The following is a 24,421-nucleotide window of genomic DNA, read 5'->3' on the forward strand; positions in this document are numbered from 1 at the left end:
GCCTGCTCAGCCCTGCTGGAAAAGCTCCGCCGGGAGCGGCTTCAGCAGGGCGTACAGGTCGTCGGTGATGGGTCGGTCCCAGGCGGCGATGGTCACCAGGACGCCGTCGCTGCGGTCGAACTGGACGCAGGAGATCCGGGTCTCCGAGAGCTTCAGCCGCCGCACGATGAGGAGGTTGTCGCCCTGGAGCACCGGCGTGTCCTCGGTGCCCACGACGGTGACCTCCTCCTCGTTCTCCAGCGCCAGCAGCAGCTGGCCCACCTCGAACGGGATCTCCCCCTCGGCGACCTCGCGGGCCGGAGAGCCCTCGGGGAGGTTGCCGATGATCATGGCGGGGCCGCGTCCGCCGAACAGGTCGTAGCGCAGGAAGACACCCTGGCAGGTGCCGTCGGGGGCGGGCAGCAGGCCCGCGCCGAGATTGCCCGGCCAGTCGCCCGGGTCCATGGCCAGCACGTCGAAGTCGGGTCCGGCAGGGGTCGCGCTGCGGCGGCGGAGGAACGACATGCGGCCATGGTACGTGTCCGTGCTGCGGTGGGTGACCTGCGGCCGTCCGGAAGATCACTTATCGCAGCGGGCAGCTGGTGAGCAGGGTCGCCGGGTCCGCACCGGCCGGGCGTGCCACCGTGTGGTCCGCGGGCGGGCGGCCCGCTCCCGCGGTCCAGCGTTCCAGGGCCGCGAACGCGGAGCGGTGGCAGGGCACCATCGGACGGAGCCGGCCGGGGAAGACGTCGGCCAGGGAGTCGGTGTGCGTGCCGTCCTCGATGCGGTAGTAGCGCAGCAGGGAGCCGCGGCCGGCCCGGTGGACCATACGGGCGTAGACGTCGGAGTCCTCGCTGATCGGCAGCAGCACGTCGAGGGTGCCCTGGAGGGTGATCAGGGGCTTGCCGATGCGGCCGGTGAGGGCGATGCGGCCGACCGCCCGGTGGACGGCGGCGGGGCGGGCCGGGTAGGCGTAGTCGGCGTCGCAGGCGGGGGTGCCGGAGGCGCAGTACGGGGTGCCCGCCTCGGTGTCCCCGTCGTAGCCGGGGTCGATCTCCTCACGGTAGATGCGCTGGGTGAGGTCCCAGTAGACCTGGTGGTGGTACGGCCACAGGAACTCCGAGCCGGCCGGGAAGCCGGCCCGGTGCAGCGCCGCCGCGGCCTCGCCGGCTGCGGGGCCGCCGGCGGCGTAGGCCGGGTAGTGGCGCAGGGCGGCCGGCAGGAAGGTGAACAGGTTGGGGCCGTCGGAACGCCAGAGGGTGCCTTCCCAGTCGACCCCTCCGTCGTACAGCTCGGGGTGGTTCTCCAGTTGCCAGCGGACCAGGTAGCCGCCGTTGGACATGCCGGTGGCGAGGGTGCGGGAGGGGGTCCGGTGGTAGCGCTGTGCGACGACGGTGCGGGCCGCGCGGGTGAGCTGGGTGAGGCGGGTGTTCCATTCGGCGATGGCGTCTGCGGGACGGCGGCCGTCGCGGAAGAAGGCGGTTCCGGTGTTGCCCTTGTCGGTGGCGGCGTAGGCGTAGCCCCGGGCGAGCACCCAGTCGGCGATGGCCCGGTCGTTGGCGTACTGCTCGCGGTTGCCCGGGGTGCCGGCGACCACCAGGCCGCCGTTCCAGTGGTCGGGCAGCCGGATGACGAACTGGGAGTCGTGCTGCCAGCCGTGGTTGGTGTTGGTGGTGGAGGTGTCCGGGAAGTAGCCGTCGATCTGGATGCCGGGGACGCCGCCGGGCGTGGACAGGTCCTTGGGGGTGAGGCCCGCGTAGTCGGCCGGGTCGGTGTGGCCGGAGGCCACGGTCCCGGCGGTGGTCAGCTCGTCCAGGCAGTCGGCCCGCTGGTGGGCGGCGCCCGGCACGTGCAGCCGGGCGAGTCCGGCGCAGTGGGCGTCCGCCGTCCCGGGGCCGACGGGTGCCGCGGTGGCCGGGGTGACCAGCAGGGAGCAGACGGCGGCGAGCGACAGGGCACCGAGGGTGGTGCGCCGGGCCGGCCGGCCCGGGGTCGAGGTGCGGTGGGGCATACGGTTCCTCCGGCGGGTTGGGGACGCGCTGGAGGCTAAGGGGCGTACGGTGACCGCGGACATGTGTGGGGCCGCCATGATGACGGCCCGTCGGGCGGTGTCGGCCACCATGGCGACCCGGCGCGGCCGCTGACTCGCGGTCAGGGGACGTCGGCTGACCGGCGGTCAGGGGCAGCCGGCGTCGGCGAGGGTGAAGTAGCCCGTGGGCGACTCCTTGAGGGTGTGGGTGACGAACGTGTTGTACAGGCCCATGTTCTGGCCCGAGCCGCCGGCGTAGGTGTAGCCGCCGCTGGTGGTGGCCCGCCCTTCCTGTACGTGGACGTAGTTGCTCGCCGTCCAGCAGGCCGCCGTGCCGCCGCCCGGGTCCGAGCCGCCGGGGTCGGAGCCGCCCGGCTCGGTGGTGTCCAGGCCGAAGAACCGGGCGATCCAGCGGCTGGAGCAGATCGAGACGGGGAAGTACGGTGCGCCGGTGCTCCCGCACTGCTCGCTGCCGGCTCCGGGATCGACCGGGGTGCCGTGGCCGATGCCGGGAACGCGGTCGACCTCGACGGCGACCGTGCCGTCGGCGGCCAGGTACTGGTCCTGCCGGGTGGCGTCCGGCCCGATGGTGTTCGTCCGGGTGGGTGTCTGGGACAGGCCGTGCAGGGCCGTCCACTGGTCGCGCAGTTCGGTGGCGTTGCGCGGTGCGACGGTGGTGTCCTGGTCGCCGTACCAGATGGCCGTCCGCGGCCACGGCCCGGTGTACGACGGGTAGGCGTCGCGCACGCGCCGGGCCCAGTCGCCCGGGCTCAGGTCGACGCCGGGATTCATGCAGAGGTAGGGGCTGTTGTCCCGGGTGCAGTCGTAGGGCAGGCCGGCGACGACCGCGCCCGCGGAGAAGACGTCGGGGTAGGTGGCCAGCATGACCACGGTCATGGCACCGCCCGCGGACAGGCCGGTGACGTGGACGCGCCGCGGGTCGGCGCCGTAGGCGGTGACGGCCCGGGCGACCATCTGCCGCACGGACAGGGCCTCCCCCTGGCCGCGCCGGTTGTCGCCGGACTGGAACCAGTTGAAGCACTTGCTCGGGTTGTTGGCGGTGCCGGTCTCGGCGAGCACCAGCAGGAAGCCGTCCTGGTCGGCGAGGCGGGGCAGCCCGGAGTTGTCGGCGTAGACCTGGGCGCTCTGCGTGCAGCCGTGCAGGGCCACCACCACCGGGGGGTGGGCCGGCAGGCCGGCGGGCCGGTACACGTACATGGTGAGGGCGCCCGGGTTGGTGCCGAAGTCACTCACCCGGGTGAGCGTGACGGAGGCGCGGGCGGCGGGCGCGGGGCCGGCGAGCAGGGTGCCGAGGAGGACGGCGACGACGGCGAGGAGGCGGGACAGAAGACGGGGGGTCGGGCGGTGCGGCAGCCGGGCCCGGGGTGGCGCTCCGGGTGTACGGCCGGCCAGGGGCTGTGGCATGGCGGCTCCTTCGGTGGACACACGGTCCCGGCCGCTCCCTCGGGAGATGGTGCCGGGGTGGCGGAACCATAGGTTCGGGTGTGTCCGGGCACCATGGAGCCGCGCCCCACAGCCGCCGGGGCGTCAGTCGGCGGCGGACGGATTGCGGCGCGCTGTGCGGTCTGCTACGCCGGACCGGCCGGCCTCACTCCTCCGGCGGGGCCGGCGGCACCACCGCGACCGGGGCGGCCGCGTGCAGCAGCACGGCCTGGGTGACCGAGCCCATCATGCGGGCCGGGGCGAGCAGCCGCCGCCGGTGCCGGCCGACAACGACCAGTTCGGCGTCCTTGGAGGCGGCGACCAGGTGTCCGGCTGCGTCGCCGGGCAGTGCCTCGGCGTCGGCGCGGACCTCGGGGTTGCGCCCACGGTGGGGGGCGAGGTAGCCGTCGGCGAGGACGCGGGTCTCGTGCTCCACGGCGTCCTGGTCGGCGAGGAGCGGCACGACCTGGCCGGGGGCGGACCAGGTCTGCACCGGCCACGGGTAGGCGGCGATCACCTGGAGCCGGGCGCCGCGCAGGGCGGCCTCGGCGAACGCGAAGGCGAGCACGCCCTCGTCGGGGCTGTCGGCGTGCAGTCCGACGACCACCCGTGGCCCGGGCTCGGCGGGCCCCTCGCCGTGCACCTCCCGGCCGGGCGGGGGGACGACGACCACCGGGCAGTCGGCGTCCCGGGCGGCGGCGAGGCCGTTGGAGCCGAGCAGCAGACTGGCGAAGCCGCCGCGGCCCCGGGAGCCGAGCACCAACAGCTGGGCGTCACCGCCCAGTTCGGGCAGGACGGCACCCGGGACGCCCTCCAGGGCGACGTACTCGACGGCCGGCTCCCCGGGGCGGTCCCCGATCCGGGTGCGGACCTCGTCGAGCACCGGATCGCCGTCCGCCTCGGGCGGTGCGGCGACCAGCACGTCGGCCTGTCCCCAGGCCGCGTACTGCCGTACGTGCACCACGCGCAGCGGTGCCGCGCGGCGGCGGGCGGCGTCCAGGGCCCAGTCCAGGGCGCGCAGACTGTCCGCGGAACCGTCGACCGCGGCGATGACCGGGGCAGCGCTCATCCTTCCTCACCTCCGGAACACGATCTTCCCCTTACTGGGGCCAGCCTCGCTCAGGTCCGGGCCCGGCAGGGCGCTGCTGATCGCGTGTCCGGAAATCGGGCCGCGACACCCCCGGTTCAGGGGAGGCGGTCCGGGTGGGGTTCGGGTGGGCCCCGGGTCGCCGCGGGGCCTCAGGTCAGGTCGAACTCGCCCTCCCGCGCGCCGGAGACGAAGGCGCCCCATTCCGCTGGGGTGAAGATCAGGGAGGGGCTCTCCGGCCGGCCGCTGTTGCGCATCGCGATGAAGCCCTCGACGAAGGCGATCTGGACATCGCCCAGACCTCGGCTGCTGGACTGCCAGTCGGCCCCGCTGAGGTCCAGCTCCGGCTTGTCCCAGCCCACGAACGGCTGCTGCTGGATGGTGCTCTCGGCCACGTCCGTACTCCTCCCGGTTCGTCGTCCGCGGGCCAGCCTAGCGACCGGTTCCGACGGCGGACAGGGCACGTGGTGACGATCTTCGCGGCGGTCCGGCCCGCCCTGCGCGGTGGTCCGTCAGGAAGCGGGGGGCTCGGATCCCACGAGCCACATGGAGAAGAACTGCGAGCCGCCGCCGTACGCGTGGCCGAGCACCCTGCGGGCCCTGTCCACCTGGTGTTCTCCGGCCCGGCCGCGCACCTGGAGGGCGGCCTCGGCGAAGCGGATCATGCCGGAGGCCCCGATGGGGTTGGTGGACAGCACCCCGCCGGACATGTTGACCGGCAGGTCCCCGTCGAGTTCGGTCACCCCCGACTCGGTGAGCTTCCAGCCCTCGCCCTCCGCGGCGAAGCCCAGGTTCTCCAGCCACATGGGCTCGTACCAGGAGAACGGCACGTACATCTCGACGGCGTCGATCTCCCGGCGCGGGTCGGCGATGCCGGCCTGCCGGTAGACGTCGGCGGCGCAGTCCTTGCCGGCCTGCGGGGAGACGAAGTCCTTCCCGGCGAACAGGGTGGGTTCGCTGCGCATGGCACCGCCGAGGAGCCAGGCCGGCGGCCCGGGCGCGCGGGCGGCTCCGGCACGGTCGGTGAGGACCATGGCGCAGGCGCCGTCGGAGGACGGGCAGGTCTCGGAGTAGCGGATGGGGTCCCACAGCATGGGCGAGGCCTGGACCTTCTCCAGGGTGATGTCGTGCTCGTGCAGATGGGCGTAGGGGTTCTTCAGGGCGTTGCGGCGGTCCTTGTAGGCGACCAGGGAGCCGACGGTGTCGGGGGCGCCGCTGCGCCGCATGTACGCGCGCACATGGGGGGCGAAGAAGCCGCCGGCTCCGGCGAGCAGGGGCTGCTGGAAGGGGATCGGCAGGGACAGGCCCCACATGGCGTTGGACTCGGACTGTTTTTCGAAGGCGAGAGTGAGGACCGTGCCGTGGACACGGGCCGCGACCAGGTTGGCGGCGACCAGCGCGGTGGACCCGCCGACGGAGCCGGCGGTGTGCACCCTCAGCATGGGTTTGCCGACGGCGCCGAGCGCGTCGGCGAGGTACAGCTCGGGCATCATGACGCCCTCGAAGAAGTCGGGCGCCTTGCCGATGACGACGGCGTCGATGTCCGCCCAGGTCAGCTCGGCGTCGTCCAGGGCCCGTCGGGCGGCCTCCCGGACGAGCCCGGCGATCGACACGTCCCGGCGCGCGGCCACGTGCCTGGTCTGGCCGATCCCTGTGACGGCCACGGGCTCCTTGCTCATCGTGGATCCCCTTCGAGTACGGCGACCAGGTTCTGCTGGAGGCAGGGGCCGGAGGTGGCGTGGGCGAGGGCGCGGTCGGAGGCGCCGCGGTGGATGCGGGCGGCGGCCTCGCCGATGCGGATGAGTCCGGCGGCCATGACCGGGTTGGCGGCGAGGGCACCGCCCGAAGGGTTGACGCACACGCTGTCGTCGAGACCGAGGGCGTTGCGCAGGATCACCTCCTGCGAGCTGAACGGCGCGTGCAGCTCGGCCGTGTCGACGGGGCGTTCGAAGGCCCCCGCCCTCGTGGCGGCCAGCCGGGTGGAGGGCGAGTCGGTGAGGTCGCGCACGCCCAGGGCGTGGGCCTCGATGCGGTGGTCGATGCCCCGGATCCAGGCGGGCCGCGCGCACAGTTCCCGGGCCCGGTCCCCCGCCGCCAGGATCACGGCGGCGGCGCCGTCGCCGACGGGCGGGCAGTCGCCGGTGCGCAACGGCCGTACGACGTAGTCGCCTTGCGGCACCTCGCCCTTGAGCTGGGCGTGGGGGTTGGCGGTGGCGTCGGCGCGGCTGCGGGCGCCGACGGCGGCGAGGGCCGGTTCGTCGGTGTGCCCGGCGTCGACGAGGGCCTGGGCCTGGAGGGCGGCCAGGGCGACGGCGTCGGGCCACAGCGGGGCGACGTAGTACGGGTCGAGCTGGCGGGTGAGGACGTCGCGGACCGAGCCCGGCGAGCACTTGCCGTAGGAGTAGACGAGCGCGGTGTCGGCGTCGCCGGTGAGCAGCTTGGTCCAGGCTTCGTACAGCGCCCAGGCGCCGTCCGTCTCGACGTGCGACTCGGAGATCGGCGGCCAGGCGCCGACCCCGTCGAGGGCGAGGGTGAAGGAGAAGGCACGGCCGGCCAGGTAGTCGCTGGAGCCGGAGCAGGTGAAGCCGATGTCGGCGGTCCTGAGCCCGGTCCGCGCCAGGACCTCGTGCAGCACCGGCATGAGCATCTCGACCTCGGAGGAGTCCTCGGTGGAGCGCCGGTGGTCGCTCTGGGCGAAGGCGACGACGGCGACGTCCCGGGGGCCGGGCGCTTCCTGGCTGGTCACAGCAGCTCCTTGTACGTCTCGTAGTCCGCGTCGGGTTCGCCGGTGGGCCGGTAGTGGTCGGGGAAGCGGGCACCCTCGGTCCACACCGGTTCCACGCGCAGGCCCATGCGGACCCGGTCGTAGGGGATGCCGCCGATCCGCGCGTGCAGGGCCAGGTCGGCGCCGTCCAGGGCGATGTGCGCGTAGACGTACGGCACCTCGATGTCGAGGTTCTTGGCCTTGATGTTGACGATGCAGTAGGTGGTGACCGTGCCCCGGGGACCTACTTCGACCCGTTCGGCTGTGGCCACGCCACATGTGGGACACGCACCCCTCGGCGGGACGTACACCTTGCGGCAGGACGGGCAGCGCTCGCCGACGGTACGGCGTGCGGAGAGGGCGTCGATGTAGGCGGACTGGGCGCGGCCGGGCGAGTAGGTGTAGTCGAGGCGGGCGGGGGCGACGATGCCGGTGAGCGGGTTCTCGAACTCGCCGCTGTGGCACCCCGGTTGCTCCGGTTCGCCGTCGTACGGCTCGAAGCACGCGATGTCGGTGATGGCGCCGGTGCGCTCCGCGGCCCAGCGTACGCGCACCCGCATGCCGGTGCGGACGGCGTCGGGGCCGGGGGCGTCGAGGGCGTGCAGCAGGGCGGTGTCGGCGCCGTCGAGCCGCACCAGGACCCAGGCGAAGGGGGTGGCGAGGGGCTGCCCGCGGCGGGGGGCGTGGTTCCAGGCCCAGGTGGTGACCGTGCCGGTGGGGGCGACCTCCACCAGGTCCCGGATCTCGTCGGCGGTGACGGGGTCGTACTCGACGGGCGGGACGAGGGTGCGGCCGTCGGTGGTGCGCACGCCGAGTACGACGCGTTCGCGCAGGCCGGTGAGGAAGGCGCTCTGGACGGGGCCGAGGGAGCGGGTGAAGGGGAACTCGAGGACCAGGGGTGCTCTGAGGACTTCGGGCATGGGGAAGGGGCCTCCTTCGGGCAAGGTCTCTGATCGCGCCCCGGAGAGGCGCGGGGAACCGCGCGACCGGCCCCGCACGGCCCGCGGCCCCCGAACCGCGCCGCCGGCGGAGCGTCACGCGCGCTTGTAGACGGGGGGCCGCTTCTCCGCGAAGGCCCGGGCGCCCTCCTTGGCGTCGGCGGTGTCGAAGACCGGCCATCCCCGGGCCAGTTCGGCGGCGAGCCCGTCGGTCTCCGTCATCTCGGCGGTCTCGTACACGGACGCCTTGACGGCCTCCACGGCGAGCGGGCCGCAGGCGTTGATCCGTCCGGCGATCTCCAGGGCCTTGCCGAGGGCGCCGCCGTCGGGGACGACGTGCCCGATCAGGCCGATTCCGGCGGCTTCCCGGGCACTGTAGGGGCGCCCGGTGAGGAGCATCTCCAGGGCGTGCGTGCGCGGGATCTGGCGCTGGAGGCGGACGGTGGAGCCGCCGATCGGGAACAGGCCGCGCTTCACCTCGAACAGGCCGAAGGTCGCGGACTCGCCGGCGACCCGGATGTCGGTGCCCTGGAGGATCTCGGTGCCGCCGGCCACGCAGTGGCCCTCGACCGCGGCGATCACCGGTTTGCGCGGGCGGTGGTGGCGCAGCATCGCCTTCCAGTGCAGATCGGGGTCGGCCTTCAGCCGGTCGCGGTACCCCTGCCCCCGCATGCCGTCCCCGGCCAGCGCCTTGAGGTCCATGCCCGCGCAGAACGCGCCGCCGGCCCCGGTGAGCACGACCGAGCGGATCGTGTCGTCCTCGTCGGCCTCGGTCCAGCCGTCGTACAGGCCGACGAGCATCGGAAGCGAAAGCGCGTTCCTGGCATCGGGCCGGTTGAGTGTGAGCACCAGTGTGGCGCCTTCTCGCTGCACGGTGAGGTGTTCCGTCCCACCCATGGGCCATCTCCCCTCGGTCAGAACGAGAACAGGTTGCAGGAGGCGCGTGGGCACTTCAAGGGTTTTCTGACACTCAGTCAGATTTCTTGGCGCGAGCCCTTCCCACTTGCCGCCCGCTTTGCTCTGATGACCGGCGAGCCGACGGACGCGCCCGGCCTCACCAGGACCGCCGGGGTCAGGAGGAAGCGGTGGAGTACAACCTTGCCGACCTGTTCGAATCGGTCGTCGACGTGGTTCCGGACCGCGAGGCGCTCGTGTACCTCGACCACCCCGGTACGGGCGCGGAGCGCAGGCTGACGTACGCCGGGCTGGACGCCGCCGCCAACCGCGTCGCGCACCATCTGGTCGACAGCGGCATACGGCCCGGCGAACACCTCGGGCTCCACCTGTACAACGGGGTCGAGTACCTGCAGACGGTGCTGGCCTGCCTGAAGGCCAGGATCGTCCCGGTGAACGTCAACTACCGCTACGTCGAGGACGAGTTGGTGTACCTCTACCGGGACGCCGATCTGGCCGCGCTGGTCTTCGACGCGGAGTTCGAGGGCCGGGTGGCGGGGGCGCTGTCCCGGGCGGCCGGGCTGCGGCATCTGCTGCGGGTGGGCGAGGGCGGGGAGCGGGTGCCGGGGGCGGTGCCGTTCGCCGCGGCCGAGGCGTCCGGATCGCCCGGGCGGGGCTTCCCCGCGCGCTCCGGTGACGACCAGTTCATCATCTACACCGGCGGTACGACGGGCATGCCCAAGGGGGTGATGTGGCGTCAGGAGGACCTGTTCTTCGCCGGCCTGGGCGGCGGGGCGCCGACCGGGGAGCCGGTGAAGGCACCGGAGGAACTGGCCGAGCGCGTCGCCGCGGGCGGCTCCGGGATCACCTTCTTCCCCACTCCCCCGCTGATGCACGGCACGTCGACACTGACCGCGTTCATCGGCTTCAACTTCGGCCAACGGGTGGTGCTGCACCGCAAGTTCGTGCCGGAGGAGGTGCTGCGGACCGTCGAGCGGGAGAAGGTCACCAGCATGTCGCTGGTCGGTGACGCGATGCTCCGGCCGCTGATCGACGCGCTCGCCGGGCCGCTGAAGGGCACCGACTGCTCGGCCCTGTTCAGCGTCTCCTCGTCGGGCGCGATCATGTCGGAGACGGTACGCCGGCAGTTCCGCGAGCTGGTGCCCAACGCCCTGCTGCTGAACAACTTCGGCTCCTCCGAGTCCGGCTTCAACGGCACCGCGACGGGGGACTCGGGGCCCGAGCGCGGCTTCCGCATCCGGGTCAACGCCCGTACCCGGGTGGTGGACCCGGCCACGCACGAGCCGGTCGCGGCGGGCGAGGTCGGCCGGGTCGCGCAGTGCGGGCACGTACCGCTCGGCTACTACAACGACCCGGTGAAGACCGCCGAGACCTTCTTCCGGCGGGACGGGCAGCGCTGGGTGCTGCTGGGCGACATGGCGACGGTCGACGAGGACGGTGTGGTCACCGTCCTGGGCCGGGGTTCGCAGTGCATCAACACCGGGGGCGAGAAGGTGTACCCGGAGGAGGTCGAGCAGGCGCTGAAGGCGCATCCGGACGTGTACGACGCACTGGTCGCCGGTGTGCCGGACGCCCGGTGGGGCAACCATGTGGCGGCCGTGGTGCAGCTGCGCGCGGGGGCGCCGCGGCTCTCCCTGGCCGACCTCCAGAGCCACTGCCGTACCCGCCTGGCCGGCTACAAGGTGCCGCGCCGGCTGGTGATCACGGACACCATCCAGCGGTCGCCGAGCGGCAAGGCCGACTACCGGTGGGCGCGGGAGGTGGCGGGGGCCGCGGCGCAGCCGTAGCGGCGGTGCCCGTCCCGGCCGGCGGGCCGGGACCGGTGGGGCGTCAGCGGCCGAGGAAGGCGAGCATGCCGCTCAGGAACCGCTCTGGGTCGTCCAGCCAGGGGTAGTGGGCGGCGCCCGGCTGGACGGCGGCCTCGGCCCGCGGGAAGGCCTCGGCGGTGCGGCGGACGAGGGCCGAGTGCACATTGCCGTCGACCTCGCCCCCGTACACGAGGACCGGCGCGGTCAGTGCGGAGAGCGCGGCCCGGGTCTCCTGCGGGGTGAAGGCGCCTTCCGCGAAGTAGCGCTCTCCCGCCTCCTCGTTGGTCTCCTCCAGCTCGGCCTCGGTGTGCGCCCGGGCGGTGTCGTCCCAGCGGCCGTAGAAGAACGGCAGGAACACGTCGTCGAAGTCCGCTTCGCCCGCCAGCCAGGCCCGGAAGGCGGGGAACGCCTCCGCGAACCAGGGCTCGTCCGCGCGCAGGCGGGCCGCGGCCAGCCGTTCCCCGGGCGTGGACCTCAGGCCCAGGGCGGACGGGTTCGGGGTGATCAGCACCAGCCGCCGTATCCGGTGCGGGTGGCGGGCGGCGTAGAGGGTCGCCAGGGCGGCGCCCGCCGAGTGGGCGAGCAGATCCATGTGCTCCAGACCCATGTGGGCCCGCCACGCCTCCACATCCTCGACCATGCGGTCGCAGCGGTACGTCGCCGGGTCCGCGGGCGTCGCCGAGTCACCGGTGCCCCGCAGGTCGAGCAGGGCCAGCCGGCGGTGCCGGGTCAGCCCGCCGAGATCCCCGAGGTACACCGAGGCGCGCATGGGGCCACCGGGCAGGACGGCGAGGGGCTCGCCGGCACCGCGCAGACGGTAGGCGAGCGGTGTCCCGTCGGGTGCGGTGAAGGTCGGCATGCGGTGATCGTCCTGGGCCGCGCCGCCCGGACGCAACTGCTTTCGCCGAGGCTCCTCCCACGAAAATCCCGCGGACCCCTTGCCGGGGGGCCGGGTGGCCTGAATTACTGGCCCCGAAGACCTCGACCGAATGATCGGTCGTCCGGAATGGGCGGATGACAAGGGAGACGTCCCGATGGCGGATGCGACGGACCTGCTCGACGCGGGCGAGCGGCTCGGGCCCGACGAGCTGCGGGCGCTGCAGCTGGAGCGGCTGCGCGCGTCGCTGCGGCACGCGTACGCGCACGTGCCGTTCTACCGGGAGTCCTTCGACAAGGCCGGGGTCCGCCCCGAGGACTGCCGTTCCCTCGCCGACCTGGCCCGCTTCCCCTTCACGACCAAGGCCGACCTCCGGGCGAACTACCCGTACGGCATGTTCGCCGTGCCCCGGGAGCGGATCCGCCGGCTGCACGCCTCCAGCGGCACCACGGGCCGTCCCACGGTGGTCGGCTATACGGACAACGACCTCTCCATGTGGTCCGACATGGTCGCCCGGTCGATCCGGGCCGCAGGCGGCAGGCCGGGCGACATCGTCCATGTGGCCTACGGCTATGGGCTGTTCACCGGTGGTCTGGGTGCCCACTACGGTGCCGAGCGGCTGGGCTGTACGGTCGTCCCGGCGTCCGGCGGCATGACGGCCCGGCAGGTGCAGCTGATCCAGGACCTGGAACCGTCCGTGATCATGGTCACCCCCTCGTACATGCTCACGCTGCTCGACGAGTTCGAACGGCAGGGTGTGGACCCGCGGACCACCTCGCTGCGGGTGGGAGTCTTCGGCGCCGAGCCCTGGACCGAGCGGATGCGACGGGAGATCGAGGAACGGTTCGCGATCGACGCCGTCGACATCTACGGGCTGTCCGAGGTGATCGGTCCCGGTGTCGCCCAGGAGTGCGTGGAGACCAAGGACGGTCTCCATGTGTGGGAGGACCACTTCTATCCGGAGATCGTGGATCCGGTCACCGGTGAGGTGCTGCCGGAGGGTGAGCGGGGCGAGCTGGTGTTCACCTCGCTGACCAAGGAGGCCATGCCGGTCGTCCGGTACCGGACGCGGGACCTCACCCGGCTGCTGCCCGGCACGGCCCGGGCGTTCCGGCGGATGGAGAAGGTCACCGGGCGCAGCGACGACATGGTGATCCTGCGCGGGGTCAACCTCTTCCCGACCCAGATCGAGGAGATCGTGCTGCGCACGCCCGGGGTGGCACCGCACTTCCAGCTGCGCCTCACCCGGGAGGGGCGCCTCGACGCCCTGACCGTCCGGGCCGAGGCCCGCCCGGACGCGCCGCCCGAGGTGCGGGAGGCGGCGGCCCGGGCCATCGTCGCCGGGGTCAAGGACGGCATCGGGGTGTCGGTCGACGTGGAGATCGTGGAGCCGGAGTCGCTGGAGCGGTCGGTGGGCAAGATCCGCCGCATCGTGGACCTGCGCCCGCGGAACGCGGGATAGCCGGCCGGCCGCGCCGACATCCGGTGCGCGTCCTTTCGGACACCCCGCGCGCCGGACACCCGGCCCGCCTCGGACACCCCGGCGAGCGATCCGGAGCCACCGCGTCACCAACCTGTCCGGTCGGCACACCTAGGGGGTTTCGTTCGGATCAGGTCGGATCAGGCCGCGGCGTCCGGTGCGGTGCATCGCAAGGCGGAGGACCATCCGCGTACTGGGCGTACTCGGGTGGTCCGACAACGCGGCGTGGGGGTACCCCCGGCCGAAGGCTGGGGGAGTGCCGCGCCGGGCGTCGCGGACCCGGGCTGATCCAAACGAAGCCCCCTAGCCGCTGAAGCGGTCGCGGAGCTCGCGCTTGAGGATCTTGCCGCTGGCGTTGCGCGGCAACTCGGTGACGAACAACACCCTCTTGGGTGCCTTGAACGGCGCGAGCCTCTCCTTCACATGGGCGATCAGCTCGCCCTCCAGCCGCTCCCGCGGCACCTCGCCGCGCGGGACGACGACCGCCGTGACGGCCTCGATCCAGCGCTCGTCGGGCAGGCCGATCACGGCGGCCTCGGCGACCGCCTCATGGCTGTACAGGGCGTCCTCGACCTGACGCGAAGCCACCAGCACTCCCCCGGAGTTGATGACGTCCTTCACCCGGTCCACGATCGTGAAGTAGCCCTCCGCGTCCCGCACGGCCAGGTCCCCCGAGCGGAACCAGCCGTCACGGAAGGCCGCGGCGGTCTCCTCGGGCCGGTCCCAGTAGCCCTCGCACAACTGCGGTGAGCGGTAGACGATCTCACCGGGCGTGCCGTCGGGGACGTCCTTGCCGTCCTCGTCGACCACCCGGGCGTCGACGAACAGCACGGGACGGCCGCAGGAGTCCATCCGTCCCCGGTGCTCGTCGGGGGCCAGGACGGTGGCCAGCGGGCCGATCTCGCTCTGGCCGAAGCAGTTGTAGAACCCGAGCCCCGGCAGCCGCTCACGCAGCCGCTCCAGGACCGGGACCGGCATGATCGACGCACCGTAGTAGGCCTTGCGCAGGCCGGACAGGTCCCGGGTGGCGAAGTCCGGGCGGCCCGCCAGCTGGATCCACACCGTCGGCGGGGCGAACAGGCTGTCCACGCGCCCGGCCTCGATCAGGTCGAACAGCCGGTCCCCGTCCGGCCCGTCGAGGATCAGATTGGTGGCGCCGACCGCCAGGTAGGGCAGCAGGAAGACGTGCATCTGCGCGGAGTGGTACAGCGGCAGGGAGTGCGCGGGACGGTCACCGGCGCTGAGGTCGAGGGCCGTGATCGCGCTCAGGTACTCGTGGACCAGGGAGCGGTGCGTCATCATGGCGCCCTTGGGCAGGGCGGTGGTCCCCGAGGTGTAGAGCAGCTGCACCAGGTCCTCGGTGCGCGGCTCCGGGCCGTCGTACACCGGCGCCGACGCCAGCCGTGCCGTGAGGGAGTCCTCGGCGTCGCGCAGGGGCAGGGTGCGGGCGCCGTCGGGAAGCCGGCCCGCGAGCCCGGGGTCGGCGAGGACCAGGGAGCTGCCGGACTGGTCGAGGACGTAGGCGAGGTCGTCGCCCGTCAGATTCTGGTTGACCGGCACGTGCACGAGGCCGGCGCGCGCACAGGCCAGGAAGCCGATCAGATACGCGTCCGAGTTGTGGCCGTAGGAGGCGACCCGGTCACCGGCGGCGAGGCCCTCGCCGAGCAGGACGCTCGCCGCGCGGGAGACGGCCTCGTCGAGTTCCTCGTACGTCCACACGCGGTCGCCGTACTCGACCGCGACCCTCGCCGGGGTGCGCCGGGCGCTGCGCCGCAGCACCCCGTCGACCGTGCTGCCCTGTCCCTGCGTCATGACTCATGATCCTCGGTCCGTCCCCTGGGACGGGTCAAGCACCCGGCAGCTCCGGACGCACACCGGCCGGCGTCCCGGCCGCCCGTCTCACGGGCCGCGTCGGGTCGTGCCGGGTTCCCCGCTTCCGGGCGAGCGGCCCGCGCGTGGTAGGAGTGAGCCGATGCACCACGGACGACAGCGGGGGAGGCAGCGGACATGACCGTCACGCGCGTACGGAGGCACGCGCCGCCGGTGCTCGGTGCGGCCGTGGCCGACCTGGGCGGTCACGACCACGCGGACGCGGTGGCCGTGGACCTCCCGGCGGGCACCGATGCCGTCGAGTTCACCAGGCTGGTGTTCACCGGCACCCCGGAGTGGGTGCACCGGCTGCTGACCCTGCGCGACCGGGTCATGGCGCCGTTCGGCCTCCGGACGCAGCAGCGCGTGCCCGCGGCGGACATCCGGGTCGAGCCGGGTCTCAGGATGGGCCCGTTCCGTCTGCTGTCGGTGACGGGGGCGGAGGTGCTGTGCGGGGACGACGACAAACACCTGGACTTCCGCACGTCGTTCGCCGTCCGTCCGGTCCCCTCGGGCACCGGGCTGGAGGGTGTCTGCACGACGGTCGTCCGCTTCCACCGCCCGGCCGGGCGGCTGTACTTCCGGGCCATCGAGCCCTTCCACCATCTGATCGTGCCCCGCGTGGTCGGCCGGGCCGTCCGTCCGTGAGGCGGGCCGTCACACCGGGCGTGTGCGGCCCTGCCAGTACGGCTCCCGCAGCCGGCGCTTGTACAGCTTGCCGTTGGGATCGCGGGGCATCTCGGCGATGAAGTCGACGGTCCTGGGCCGTTTGTAGCCGGCGAGCCGCGCGGCGCAGTGGTCCAGGACGGCGGCGGCCAGCTCCGGTCCGGGGTCGTGACCGGGGGCCGGTTCGACGACGGCCTTGACCTCCTCGCCCCACTCGTCGTGCGGGATGCCGAAGACGGCGGCGTCGGCGACGGCGGGACAGGAGAGCAGGACGGACTCGATCTCGGCCGGATAGATGTTGACCCCGCCGGAGATGATCATGTCGATCTTGCGGTCGCGGAGGAAGAGGTAGCCCTCCTCGTCCAGGTAGCCGAGGTCGCCGACGGTGAAGAAGTCGCCGATGCGGTTCTTCCTCGTCTTGGCCTCGTCCTTGTGATACGCGAAGCCGCCGGTGTTCATCTTCAGGTAGACGGTGCCCAGTTCACCGGGCGGCAGCCGGTGGCCGTCCTCGTCGAAGACCGCGAGTTCGCTGATGGGCCAGGCCTTGCCGACGGTGCCGGGCTTCTTCAGCCAGTCCTCTGCGGTGGCGAAGGCCCCGCCGCCCTCGCTGGCGGCGTAGTACTCCTCCACACAGTGGCCCCACCACTCGATCATCGCCCGTTTCACATGGTCGGGGCAGGGGGCGGCGCCGTGGATGGCGTGCCGCATGGACGAGACGTCGTAGCGCCGCCGTACCTCCTCCGGCAGCGCGAGCAGCCGGTGGAACTGGGTCGGGACCATATGGGTGTGCGTGCACCTGTGGGCGTCGATGAGGCGGAGCATCTCCTCGGGCGTCCACTTGTCCATCAGCACCAGGCGGTGGCCGATGTGCAGGGAGGCGCCGGCGAACTGGAGCACGGCGGTGTGATAGAGCGGCGAGCAGACGAGGTGCACGTTGTCGTCGTGCGGTGTGATGCCGAAGATGCCGAGGAAGCCGCCGAGGTACGCCTCCTCGGGGCGCTTGCCGGGCAGTGGCCGGCGGATGCCGCGCGGGCGGCCGGTCGTGCCCGAGGTGTAGTTCATGACCCAGCCGAGCTCGCGGTTCCCTGGCGCCGACGCGGGCTGTCCGTCGAGGAGTTCGGGGTACGACCGGAAGCCCTCGACCGTGCCGACGGCGTACCGGTGGCTCGCCGGGAGCCCGGCCTCGTCGGCGGCCTGGCGGGCCGGGCCGGCGAACCGCTCGTGGGCGATGAGCACCTTGGCGCCGGAGTCGGCGACGATCCAGGCGATCTCCGGGCCCACGAAGTGGTGGTTGACGGGGACGAGGTAGAGACCTGCCTGGCAGGCGGCCAGGTACGCGGTGACCAGCTCGGGCGTGTTGGGCAGGACGACCGCGAAGGCGTCCCCGCGTTCGAGGCCGGCCGCGCGCAGGCCGTGGACGAGGCGGTTGGCCGCGGCGTGCAGCCGTCCGGCCGTCCACTCCTCGCCGTCCGGCGCGATCAGGACGATGCGTTCCGGGTCCTGGGCCGCCTGGGCCCAGAAACCGGCGGGGGGTGTGCTCACTGGCCGCTCCTTCCGGCGATGCGGTTGATGCGGTCCACGGCCCGCTCGAAGCCTCGGGTGAGGTCGTCGAGGACGGCCTGGACGCTGCGTTCGCAGGTCATCCGGCCGACGATCTGGCCGACGGGGGTGCCGAGCAGCGGCTCGGCCTCGTGCTTGTGGATGCGGGAGACCGCCTCGGCCACCAGCAGTCCCTGCAACGGCATGGGCAGGGTGCCGGGGCCGGCCGGATCGTCCCAGGCGTCGGTCCACTCGGTACGGAGCTGGCGGGCGGGTTTCCCGGTCAGGGCGCGGGAGCGGACCGTGTCCCCGGACTCGGCGGCGAGCAGTTTGCGGGTCAGCGCGGGCGAATGGAGGTCGGCCTCTGTGGTGGTCAGCCATATGGAGCCCAGCCACACACCCTGGGCACCGAGGCTGAGCGCGGCGGCCACCTGCGGGCCGCTGCCGATGCCCCCGGCGGCCAGAACGGGCAGCGGGTCGACGGCCTCCACCACCTCGGGGGTGAGCACCATGGTGGCGATCTCCCCGGTGTGCCCGCCGGCCTCGTAGCCCTGCGCCACGACGAGGTCGATGCCCGCCTCCTGGTGCTTGCGGGCGTGCCGGGCGCTGCCGGCCAGCGCCGCGACCAGGACGTCCCGGTCGTGGGCGCGGCGGACCACGTCGGCGGGCGGTGAGCCGAGGGCGTTGGCCAGCAGTCTGATCGGGTACTCGAAGGCGACGTCGAGCTGGGTGCGGGCGACCTGCTCCATCCAGCCGGTGATGCGCCATCCCGACGCCTCGCCCTCGGCGAGTCCGGGCACGCCGTACCGGGCGAGGGTCTCCTCGACGAACCGCCGGTGCGCCTCCGGGATCATCGCCTCGACGTCCGCCTCGGAGACGCCTTCCACCTTCTTCGCCGGCATGACGACATCCAGGCCGTAGGGCCGGCCCCCGGCATGCGCGTCGAGCCAGTCGAGGTCGCGTTTGAGGTCGTCGGGGGCGGTGTAGCGGACCGCGCCGAGCACCCCGAAGCCGCCGGCCCGGCTGATGGCCGCGGCGACGGCGGGGAACGGCGTGAAACCGAAGACGGCGTGCTCGATTCCCAGTTTCCTGCTCAGCTCCGTCTGCATGGGCGCAGGATGCCGCAGCGGACCGGACGACGGAAGACCTTTTCTGATACCCCGTCAGATTTCTGACGGCACCACGCGCCCCGTTGACACACCCCCCGTCTGACAGGAAAGTTTCACCGGCAGGGCAAGCCCCGAAAGATTCTTTCAGGCGGGAGGCCGCGCGATGACGGACGACCTGGCAGGCGGACGAGCGGGCGGGCTGACCCGCCGCCGGCTCGTGGTGGGCTCCCTGGCCTCGGGCGGCGCACTCGCCCTCGGCGCGCTCCCGGCGGGCCCGGCCACAGCCGCGCCCGCCTCGGGCCGCCGCACCACCCTGCGCCACGGCTCGGCCGAGCGCGCCGGGCTGCTCCCCGGTCAGCTGCGGCAACTCGTCACGGACGCCGAGGCGTTCCTCGCCCCCTCCCCCCGGCACCCCTGGTACGCGGGAGCCGTGCTGCTCGCCGGGCGCGGCCACACCGTGGCACTGCACGAGCCGATCGGCATGGCGGTGCGCTACGCCGCGTACGACGAGAAGACCGACACCGGTGTCGAGTTCCCGCCCGGACAGCAGCTCCCGACGACCCGGGACACCGTGTTCGACCTGGCCTCGGTCTCCAAGCTGTTCACCTCCGTTCTCGCGGTGCAGCAGATCGAGCGGGGCACGCTGGACCTCACCGGTACGGTCGCCTCGTACCTGCCGGAGTTCGGGCGCGCGGGCAAGCAGAAGGTGACGGTCCGCCAGCTCCTCACCCACACCTCCGGATTCCGTGCCTGGCTCCCGCTCTACGCCGCGCCGACGCGCGAGCAGCGGCTGGAACTGATCTGGAACGAGGCGCCGCTGCACCCGCCCGGCACCGCCTACCTGTACTCGGACCTGAACCTGATCACGCTTCAGCTCGTCCTGGAAAAGATCACCGGCCGCACGCTGGACGCGCTGCTGCGCGACGAGATCACCGGCCCGCTCGGCCTGGACAGCACCCGCTACAACCCGCCCGCCTCCTGGAAGCCGCGGATCGCGGCGACCGAGGACGCGCGCCGCCCCTGGTCGGGTCTTGACCGCGGGCTGGTGTGGGGCGAGGTGCACGACGAGAACGCCTACGGCATGGGCGGCGTCGCCGGCCATGCCGGGGTGTTCTCCTGCGCCTGGGACCTGGCGGTCCTCGGCCGGGCGCTGCTCGACGGAGGCGCTTACGGCCGGGCCCGGATCCTGCGGCCCGAGTCGGTGGACCTGATGTTCACCGACTTCAACACGGCCTTCCCGGGCGACGAGCACGGCCTCGGCCTCGAGCTGTACCAGCACTGGTACATGGGGGCGATGGCCACCCCGCGCACGGCCGGCCACACCGGCTTCACCGGCACCTCGCTCGTGCTCGATCCCACGACCGACTCCTTCCTGGTCGTCCTCGGCAACTCCGTGCACCCGGTGCGCACCTGGCGGTCCGGCTCGGCTCCCCGGGTCGCCGCGGGCAACCGCCTCGCCCGCGCGGTGCCGGTCCGGCCGGCGCGGGGCCGCAGGGCCTGGTTCGCGGGCATGGTGAACGCCACGGCCGCCACGCTGACCCTCCCGGAGCTGGACACCTCCTCCGGCACGGCGGGCCTTCGGTGCGCCCTGTGGTGGGACACCGAGCCCCGGTCGGACACGGTGGCGCTGGAGTCCTCGACGGACGGCGGCACCACCTGGCTTCCGGTCCCCTTCACCACCACCCGTGACGGCAAGGACCCCGAGGACCACCCGGCGGGTACGGTCACCGGCTGGTCGTGCCGGGTCTGGCACCGGGTGACCGCCGCCGTGCCGGCCGCCCCCCGGCTGGTCCTGCGCTGGCGGTACGGCACCGACCCGCTCTACGTCGGCCGGGGCGCGTACGTCGACGCCCTGCGCGTCGAGGCGGGCGGGACGGTGCTGTTCGACGGGGGCCGCCCGGCGGACACGGCCCGGATCACGGCGGTGGGCTGGCAGGCCTCGGCCGACTGAGACGGCCGGGGCGGGAGCGGGCCGCCGCCGGGCCGCCCGAGGAGGACGTCAGCGCCGCCGGCGCCGCGCGGCCGGCCGAGGAGGACGTGAGCGCCGCCGGTGCCGCTCGGCCGGCCGGGGGCGGGAGACGGCGGTCAGTCCTGCTCCAGCACCGCCATCGCCGCGTTGTGCCCAGGCACCCCGCTGACCCCGCCCCCGCGCACCGCGCCCGCCCCGCACAGCAGGACTCGGGCGTGCCGTGTCTCCACACCCCACCGGCCGGTGTCCGGCTCGGCGTACGGCCAGGACAGGGCCCGGTGGAAGATGTTGCCGCCCGGCAGCCGCAGGTCGCGTTCGAGGTCCAGCGGGGTCCTGGCCTCGATGCAGGGGCGGCCGTCGGCGTCGGTGGCCAGGCAGTCCGCGAGGGGTTCGGCGAGGTGGGCGTCGAGCTGCGCGAGGGTCGACTTCAGCAGCTCCTCGCGGACGGCGTCGTTGTCCCGGTCGAAGAGCCGGGCCGGGGTGTGCAGGCCGAAGAGGGTCAGCGTCTGGTAGCCGCGCGCGGCGAGCTCGGGGCCGAGGATGGTGGGATCGGTCAGGGAGTGGCAGTAGATCTCGGAGGGCGGGGCGGAGGGGAGTTCTCCGGCGGCGGCCTGGGCGTGCGCGGTGGCCAGCTGCCGGTAGCCCTCGGCGATGTGGAAGGTACCGGCGAACGCCTCACGCGGGTCGGCGTCGGGGTCGCGCAGCCGGGGCAGCCGCTTCAGCAGCATGTTGACCTTGAGCTGGGCCCCCTCGGCCGGCTCGGGCGCCGGGTCGCCGGTGAGGGCGGCCAGCTCCTGCGGGGAGGCGTTCACCAGGACGTACCGGGCGGCGGCGACGCCCTTGCCGTCCCGGGTGCGGTAGGCGACCTCGGCGGTGTCTGCGTCGGTGTCGATCCGGACCGCCTCGTGCCCGGTCGCGATGACCGCGCCGGCCGCTCGGGCCGCCGCGGCCAGCGCGTCGGTCAGCGCGCCCATGCCGCCGACGGGCACGTCCCAGGCGCCGGTCCCGCCGCCGATGACGTGGTAGAGGAAGCAGCGGTTCTGCGCGAGCGAGGGGTCGTGGGCGTCGGCGAAGGTGCCGATGAGCGCGTCGGTGAGGACGACGCCCCGGACCAGGTCGTCGGTGAACCTCTCCTCGACGGCGACGCCGACGGGTTCCTCGAACAGGGTCCGCCAGGCGGTCTCGTCGTCGATGCGGCGGCGCAGCTCGTCACGGGTGGGCAGCGGTTCGGTGAGCGTCGGGAAGACACGCCGGGCGACGTGGCCCGTCATGTCGTAGAAGCGCTGCCAGGCCGCGTACTCGCGGTCGCCGCCGGTCAGCCGGGCGAACGCCGCCCGGGTGCGCTCCTCGCCGCCGCCGACCAGGAGTCCGGTGGGCCGGCCTGCCCGCTCCACGGGGGTGTAGGAGGAGATGGTGCGCCCGCGGACGCGGAAGTCGAGTCCCAGGTCGCGCACGATCTTCTCGGGCAGCAGGCTGACCAGGTACGAGTAGCGCGAGAGGCGGGCGTCGACGCCGGCGAACGGGCGGGTGGAGACGGCGGCGCCGCCGGTGTGGTCCAGCCGCTCCAGCACCAGGACGGAGCGGCCGGCGCGGGCCAGATAGGCGGCGGCGACCAGACCGTTGTGGCCACCGCCGACGATGACGGCGTCGTACGCGTGGGTTCCCTCGGTGGCAGACATGGTTCTTCGTAACACGTACGGATCTGCCTGGGAAGCCAAACGTTTCTGTGGTGACTTGCTCCCGCCAATCGGACCAGGGCCCGTCAAGTTCCGTGGCCCGGCGGTCGACCTCACTGGCGCCGGCCTTGCACGACGGCGGCGCGAACGAGGAGTCGGACATGGGCAGAACGGCGGAGTGGACGGCCAAGGGGCGGGGCCTGCTCGGGAAGATGCCGTACTGGTCTTCCCGGGGCGAGCTGGGGACGTGGGAGGAGCGGGAGCTGCTGCGTGCGCGGATCACGGAGCTGGAGGCCGTGCTGGACGCGGTCTCCGCCCGGGCGCAGGCGGACCCCGACCGGAGCGATCTGGCCCCCTCCTATGTGGCCAAGGCCCGCCTGGAGCTCGATGCCGCGCGCGACGTCCTCTCGCACCGGACGCATCCGATGATGCGCCGGGCCGCGCATCTGGGCGTGGCCCGCTCGCATCTCGACGTTGCGCTGAACCTCATGGTGTGGACGGCCTCACTCGACGACGTCAAGGCCCTCCTGCCGGACCTCGCGGCCCGGGTCGACGAGCATTTCGCCCCCCGCGACCCCCGCCGGATCCGCATCAAGGAGATCGCCCAGCGGCTGAACCAGCCGGACAACAGGACCCTGGAACCCAGCGAGCGCTCCTTCCTCGCCGACACGGTCAGCCTCGCCCGGCGGCTGCTGCGCAAGGAGACCCTCCGGGTGCGCAGCTTCGTGCGGATCGTACGGCTCGTGACCATCGGTCTCGGTCTCGCGGCCGTCGCGGTGGCCTGGGCCGGCTGCTACTGGGACGACATGGTTCCGCTGTGTTTCACACCCGAGTACCGCAACACGTTCTCGGTCGTGTGTCCCACCCGGACCGTCACCGGCTTCACGTCGCCGCCCGGGACGGACGCCATCGCCTCGGCCTCCCGCGGGGCGGACTACCTGGTCGTCGAGATCGTCGGTCTCGTGTCCGCGGGTATCGCCTCCGCCGCGGCGCTCAGACGGATCAGGGGGACGGCGCTGCCGTACGGTGTCCCGGTCGTGCTGGCGCTGCTGAAGCTCCCGACGGGGGCGCTCACGGCGGTACTGGGGCTGCTGCTGATGCGGGGCGGCTTCGTGCCCGGGCTCAGCGCCCTCGACTCCACGGCCCAGATCATCGCCTGGTCGGTCATCCTGGGCTACTCCCAGCAGTTGTTCACCCGGTCCGTCGACAGTCAGGGACAGGCCGTCCTGGACTCCGTCCGGGGCCCGCAGAGCCCGGGCAGCTCCGGCGCGGACCACAGACGCTGAGCCCGGGCGGACTCCGGGCCCGGCGTGCGGCGGCCTACCGCGCCGGTCCGGGCGGCGCCGGCCGCGCGTGCGGGCCGAGCCTCGCCATCGCGCGCAGGATGTGCTTCGGCGGCAGTGCCCAGCGCACTCGCGCTGGTATCGCGCGCAGCACGGCGCCCGTGGCGCGCAGTCTCCGGGTGACGACGGCGGGGGCGGGGGCCGGCCTGCCGTACAGCTCGTGGGCGTACGGCGGCAGCGAGGCGTACGCCAGCTCCGCCACCCGCCGCCACAGCAGCTCGCGCGCCGGTACGAGGAGTGGGTGCGTGGGCGGGCGGAGCAGGAAGTCGTCCACCGTTCGGGCCTCGGGACCCGCGGACAGTTCCGGCCGCACCTTCTCGAAGTAGGCGGCCAGTTCCGCGCGGCTCGCCGGTACGGTCGCAGGGTCCAGCCCCACCAGCCGGGCGCTGACCAGGTGTTCGGCCGCGTACCGGTCGGCCTGGGCGTCGGTGAGCGGGTATCCGGAGCGGCGCAGGACGTGCAGATAGGAGTCGATCTCCGCGCAGTGCACCCACAGCAGCAGGGCGGGCTCGCCGACGCCGTAGCGCTCGCCGGTGTCCGGGTCGGTGGCCCGGAGCATGCTGTGGATCTTCCGGACGCGGGCGCCGGCGCGCTCCGCGGTCTCCGCCGTGCCGTAGGTGATGGTCCCGACGAAGTCCGCGGTACGCAACAGCCGGCCCCAGGCGTCGCGACGGAAGTCGGAGTTCTGCAGCACGCCGCGGACCGCGCGCGGGTGGAGGGCCTGGAGGTAGAGCGCGCGGACGCCGGCGATCCACATCATCGGGTCGCCGTGCATCTGCCAGGTCACGGAGTCCGGCGTGAACAGCCCGGGGTCGCCCGTCCCCGAAGGTGTGCCCACAGTCATCGGTTGTCACCTCACATCGCCGCTGACCTGCGCTTCCGGCCGCTCGCGGCGGGGCAGCCGCCCCGGCACGGTACCTGCCCGGATCC

General features: G+C 73.3%; 20 protein-coding genes. 5 read left to right on the forward strand and 15 right to left on the reverse strand.

Annotated features, from left to right (window positions below; all coding sequences use genetic code 11):
* Positions 1-6: 6 nt before the first annotated feature.
* The 9 genes from FHS34_RS05100 to FHS34_RS05140 form a co-directional block, all read right to left on the reverse strand.
* Positions 7-504 (reverse strand): hypothetical protein, encoded by a 498-nt coding sequence (locus FHS34_RS05100; protein WP_184961578.1) that lies wholly within the window; start codon positions 502-504, stop codon positions 7-9.
* A 58-nt stretch (positions 505-562) separates the two neighbouring features.
* Complete coding sequence (locus FHS34_RS05105) at positions 563-1,990, reverse strand: 3-hydroxybutyrate oligomer hydrolase family protein (RefSeq protein ID WP_184961580.1); 1,428 nt, start codon at positions 1,988-1,990, stop codon at positions 563-565.
* 165 nt (positions 1,991-2,155) lie between these two features.
* Positions 2,156-3,433 carry an extracellular catalytic domain type 1 short-chain-length polyhydroxyalkanoate depolymerase gene (locus tag FHS34_RS05110; protein WP_184961582.1) on the reverse strand — a complete coding sequence of 426 codons (1,278 nt, stop codon included), beginning with the start codon at positions 3,431-3,433 and terminating at the stop codon, positions 2,156-2,158.
* Positions 3,434-3,617: 184 nt separating this feature from the next.
* A complete protein-coding gene (locus FHS34_RS05115; RefSeq protein WP_184961584.1) occupies positions 3,618-4,520 on the reverse strand; it encodes a universal stress protein in 903 nt (300 codons plus the stop codon).
* Between the two features lie 170 nt (positions 4,521-4,690).
* A complete protein-coding gene (locus FHS34_RS05120; RefSeq protein ID WP_184961586.1) occupies positions 4,691-4,933 on the reverse strand; it encodes a DUF397 domain-containing protein in 243 nt (80 codons plus the stop codon).
* Positions 4,934-5,050: 117 nt separating this feature from the next.
* Complete coding sequence (locus FHS34_RS05125) at positions 5,051-6,217, reverse strand: thiolase family protein (protein WP_184961589.1); 1,167 nt, start codon at positions 6,215-6,217, stop codon at positions 5,051-5,053.
* A complete protein-coding gene (locus FHS34_RS05130) occupies positions 6,214-7,284 on the reverse strand; it encodes a thiolase family protein (RefSeq protein WP_184961591.1) in 1,071 nt (356 codons plus the stop codon). The genes FHS34_RS05125 and FHS34_RS05130 overlap by 4 nt, the downstream gene beginning before the upstream one ends.
* Positions 7,281-8,222: a Zn-ribbon domain-containing OB-fold protein gene (locus FHS34_RS05135; RefSeq protein ID WP_184961594.1), complete on the reverse strand. Its 942-nt coding sequence runs from the start codon at positions 8,220-8,222 to the stop codon at positions 7,281-7,283. Before FHS34_RS05135 ends, FHS34_RS05130 begins: the two co-directional genes overlap by 4 nt.
* A 114-nt stretch (positions 8,223-8,336) precedes the next feature.
* Positions 8,337-9,137 carry a crotonase/enoyl-CoA hydratase family protein gene (locus FHS34_RS05140; RefSeq protein ID WP_184961597.1) on the reverse strand — a complete coding sequence of 267 codons (801 nt, stop codon included), beginning with the start codon at positions 9,135-9,137 and terminating at the stop codon, positions 8,337-8,339.
* A gap of 188 nt (positions 9,138-9,325) precedes the next feature.
* On the opposite strand from FHS34_RS05140, the gene FHS34_RS05145 reads away from it, so the two are divergent.
* Complete coding sequence (locus FHS34_RS05145; protein ID WP_184961599.1) at positions 9,326-10,942, forward strand: acyl-CoA synthetase; 1,617 nt, start codon at positions 9,326-9,328, stop codon at positions 10,940-10,942.
* Between the two features lie 43 nt (positions 10,943-10,985).
* Here the strand turns inward: FHS34_RS05145 and FHS34_RS05150 are convergent, their stop codons facing one another.
* A complete protein-coding gene (locus tag FHS34_RS05150) occupies positions 10,986-11,822 on the reverse strand; it encodes an alpha/beta fold hydrolase (RefSeq protein ID WP_184961601.1) in 837 nt (278 codons plus the stop codon).
* Between the two features lie 175 nt (positions 11,823-11,997).
* On the opposite strand from FHS34_RS05150, the gene paaK reads away from it, so the two are divergent.
* A complete protein-coding gene (gene paaK, locus FHS34_RS05155) occupies positions 11,998-13,302 on the forward strand; it encodes a phenylacetate--CoA ligase PaaK (RefSeq protein ID WP_184961603.1) in 1,305 nt (434 codons plus the stop codon).
* 321 nt (positions 13,303-13,623) lie between these two features.
* Here paaK and FHS34_RS05160 read toward each other — a convergent pair whose 3' ends face one another.
* Positions 13,624-15,132 carry an acyl-CoA synthetase gene (locus FHS34_RS05160; RefSeq protein ID WP_184961605.1) on the reverse strand — a complete coding sequence of 503 codons (1,509 nt, stop codon included), beginning with the start codon at positions 15,130-15,132 and terminating at the stop codon, positions 13,624-13,626.
* Between the two features lie 195 nt (positions 15,133-15,327).
* On the opposite strand from FHS34_RS05160, the gene FHS34_RS05165 reads away from it, so the two are divergent.
* On the forward strand, positions 15,328-15,837 hold the full coding sequence (locus FHS34_RS05165) for a DUF2867 domain-containing protein (protein WP_184961607.1): 510 nt from the start codon (positions 15,328-15,330) through the stop codon (positions 15,835-15,837).
* Positions 15,838-15,846: 9 nt separating this feature from the next.
* Here the strand turns inward: FHS34_RS05165 and FHS34_RS05170 are convergent, their stop codons facing one another.
* Together FHS34_RS05170 and FHS34_RS05175 are read right to left on the reverse strand one after the other, a co-directional pair.
* Positions 15,847-17,397: an acyl-CoA synthetase gene (locus tag FHS34_RS05170; RefSeq protein ID WP_184961609.1), complete on the reverse strand. Its 1,551-nt coding sequence runs from the start codon at positions 17,395-17,397 to the stop codon at positions 15,847-15,849.
* Positions 17,394-18,503, reverse strand: a complete 1,110-nt coding sequence (locus tag FHS34_RS05175; protein WP_184961611.1) for an NAD(P)H-dependent flavin oxidoreductase — start codon at positions 18,501-18,503, stop codon at positions 17,394-17,396. Before FHS34_RS05175 ends, FHS34_RS05170 begins: the two co-directional genes overlap by 4 nt.
* 163 nt (positions 18,504-18,666) lie before the next feature.
* Here FHS34_RS05175 and FHS34_RS05180 point away from each other — a divergent pair, with 163 nt between their 5' ends.
* Complete coding sequence (locus FHS34_RS05180) at positions 18,667-20,454, forward strand: serine hydrolase domain-containing protein (protein WP_184961613.1); 1,788 nt, start codon at positions 18,667-18,669, stop codon at positions 20,452-20,454.
* Positions 20,455-20,588: 134 nt separating this feature from the next.
* Here the strand turns inward: FHS34_RS05180 and FHS34_RS05185 are convergent, their stop codons facing one another.
* Positions 20,589-22,151, reverse strand: coding sequence for a phytoene desaturase family protein (locus tag FHS34_RS05185; protein WP_184961616.1), 1,563 nt, complete (start codon positions 22,149-22,151; stop codon positions 20,589-20,591).
* Positions 22,152-22,309: 158 nt separating this feature from the next.
* Between FHS34_RS05185 and FHS34_RS05190 the strand changes: the two genes are divergently transcribed.
* Entirely contained in the window at positions 22,310-23,434 is a 1,125-nt protein-coding gene (locus FHS34_RS05190; RefSeq protein WP_184961618.1) for a hypothetical protein, read from the forward strand.
* Positions 23,435-23,468: 34 nt separating this feature from the next.
* Here the strand turns inward: FHS34_RS05190 and FHS34_RS05195 are convergent, their stop codons facing one another.
* On the reverse strand, positions 23,469-24,335 hold the full coding sequence (locus FHS34_RS05195) for an oxygenase MpaB family protein (RefSeq protein WP_184961620.1): 867 nt from the start codon (positions 24,333-24,335) through the stop codon (positions 23,469-23,471).
* Between the last annotated feature and the right edge of the window lie 86 nt (positions 24,336-24,421).

Origin of the sequence: Streptomyces echinatus, assembly GCF_014203595.1 — a bacterium.
Classification (GTDB): domain Bacteria; phylum Actinomycetota; class Actinomycetes; order Streptomycetales; family Streptomycetaceae; genus Streptomyces; species Streptomyces echinatus.

Excerpts from the sequence above, each read along its gene's own strand:
- FHS34_RS05135 (WP_184961594.1), bottom strand. The coding sequence starts at position 8,222 with ATGCCCGAAGTCCTCAGAGCACCCCTGGTCCTCGAGTTCCCCTTCACC.
- FHS34_RS05140 (WP_184961597.1), bottom strand. The coding sequence starts at position 9,137 with ATGGGTGGGACGGAACACCTCACCGTGCAGCGAGAAGGCGCCACACTG.
- FHS34_RS05165 (WP_184961607.1), top strand. The coding sequence starts at position 15,328 with ATGACCGTCACGCGCGTACGGAGGCACGCGCCGCCGGTGCTCGGTGCG.
- FHS34_RS05100 (WP_184961578.1), bottom strand. The coding sequence starts at position 504 with ATGTCGTTCCTCCGCCGCCGCAGCGCGACCCCTGCCGGACCCGACTTC.
- FHS34_RS05125 (WP_184961589.1), bottom strand. The coding sequence starts at position 6,217 with ATGAGCAAGGAGCCCGTGGCCGTCACAGGGATCGGCCAGACCAGGCAC.
- FHS34_RS05150 (WP_184961601.1), bottom strand. The coding sequence starts at position 11,822 with ATGCCGACCTTCACCGCACCCGACGGGACACCGCTCGCCTACCGTCTG.
- FHS34_RS05190 (WP_184961618.1), top strand. The coding sequence starts at position 22,310 with ATGGGCAGAACGGCGGAGTGGACGGCCAAGGGGCGGGGCCTGCTCGGG.
- FHS34_RS05185 (WP_184961616.1), bottom strand. The coding sequence starts at position 22,151 with ATGTCTGCCACCGAGGGAACCCACGCGTACGACGCCGTCATCGTCGGC.
- FHS34_RS05175 (WP_184961611.1), bottom strand. The coding sequence starts at position 18,503 with ATGCAGACGGAGCTGAGCAGGAAACTGGGAATCGAGCACGCCGTCTTC.
- FHS34_RS05160 (WP_184961605.1), bottom strand. The coding sequence starts at position 15,132 with ATGACGCAGGGACAGGGCAGCACGGTCGACGGGGTGCTGCGGCGCAGC.
- paaK (WP_184961603.1), top strand. The coding sequence starts at position 11,998 with ATGGCGGATGCGACGGACCTGCTCGACGCGGGCGAGCGGCTCGGGCCC.
- FHS34_RS05110 (WP_184961582.1), bottom strand. The coding sequence starts at position 3,433 with ATGCCACAGCCCCTGGCCGGCCGTACACCCGGAGCGCCACCCCGGGCC.
- FHS34_RS05105 (WP_184961580.1), bottom strand. The coding sequence starts at position 1,990 with ATGCCCCACCGCACCTCGACCCCGGGCCGGCCGGCCCGGCGCACCACC.
- FHS34_RS05115 (WP_184961584.1), bottom strand. The coding sequence starts at position 4,520 with ATGAGCGCTGCCCCGGTCATCGCCGCGGTCGACGGTTCCGCGGACAGT.
- FHS34_RS05195 (WP_184961620.1), bottom strand. The coding sequence starts at position 24,335 with ATGACTGTGGGCACACCTTCGGGGACGGGCGACCCCGGGCTGTTCACG.
- FHS34_RS05180 (WP_184961613.1), top strand. The coding sequence starts at position 18,667 with ATGACGGACGACCTGGCAGGCGGACGAGCGGGCGGGCTGACCCGCCGC.